Origin of the sequence: Flavobacterium sp. ABG, assembly GCF_001027725.1 — a bacterium.
Lineage (GTDB): Bacteria > Bacteroidota > Bacteroidia > Flavobacteriales > Flavobacteriaceae > Flavobacterium > Flavobacterium cupriresistens.
In genome coordinates this window covers 1-1097 of sequence record NZ_LEKS01000046.1, presented here as the reverse complement: position 1 = coordinate 1097, position 1097 = coordinate 1, and the positions used below count along the sequence as shown (strand labels likewise).

Here is a 1097-nt window from a genome sequence, read left to right as displayed (position 1 = left end):
GTGAGAGATACAACAGCTCCAACGGGAACTGTTCCTACAGATGTTACCGGTTTAGAGAGCATAGCTGCTATTGCTGCCGGTACACCACAAGATGTAACAAATGTTTCTGATAATTGTGATTCAAATGTAACAATCACCGTAAATGACACCAATAACGGAGGAAGTGGTTGTGATGGAAATGCTTATATCTTAACCAGAACTTACACTCTTACAGATTGTGCTGGTAATAAAACAGAACTGGTACAAACCTTTACTGTCGAAAATAAAGTGTCCGTAAGCGGAATTGCTTCGAACGTAACTTGTCTTGGTGGTACTGATGGTTCAATCATGATTACAAGTAGTCCTGGTGCTACAGTTGTAATTAGAAATCAAAACAATGAAGTTGTTGGAAATACAAACTTACCCGCTGGTACTTATACCTTAACTGCAACATCGTCAGTTAACAATGGAAATCAAACATGTACAGCAACGACTACCGTTGTAATAACACAACCGGATTACAAAGTAAAAATATCTGGACAAATTATTAATGCTAATACGAATACACCTATTGCCAATGTACCGGTAACATTAATTCCGCAAGGTACTACAACAGGTCCAATTCTATTGCGTATCACTGGTGCAGATGGTATATACAATTTCTCAGGTGTTCCGACAGGAAGTTACCTGGTTCAGGTTCAGGACGCTAATTTAAGTAGCGTACACCAATTGTATCCGGTGGATTCAAATGTATTCCTTACGACTCTTGAAGAATGTAAATTTCAAGTGCATAATTTCTTATATGGACCATCAACTCGACCTGTTTTAGGAGATTATGTTTGGTACGACACCAACGGTAACGGGATTCAAGACGAATGGTACGATGCCAATAATGATGGAATTGTAACCAAAAATGCTCCTGACGCAAATGGTGCAATCGACTATAGCCAATGGGAATGGATTGATCTTAATGGTGATGGCAGTTTTACCGGTCCTCAAAATGTTGGAGAATTAAATGAAGGAGGTTTTGGTAATGCGTTAACACCTAATGTGATTATTGATGGGCCTAACGGTTATCATAAAGAAGTTATTGTAAGCCAAACAGGATTCTGGAGAGA

1 protein-coding gene is annotated in these 1097 nt (G+C 38.9%); it reads left to right on the top strand.

Features of this window, described 5'->3' with window-relative positions:
* Positions 1–1097 (top strand): carboxypeptidase regulatory-like domain-containing protein (locus tag AB674_RS21560; protein ID WP_205625373.1); only part of this gene is annotated, 1097 nt, incomplete at both ends.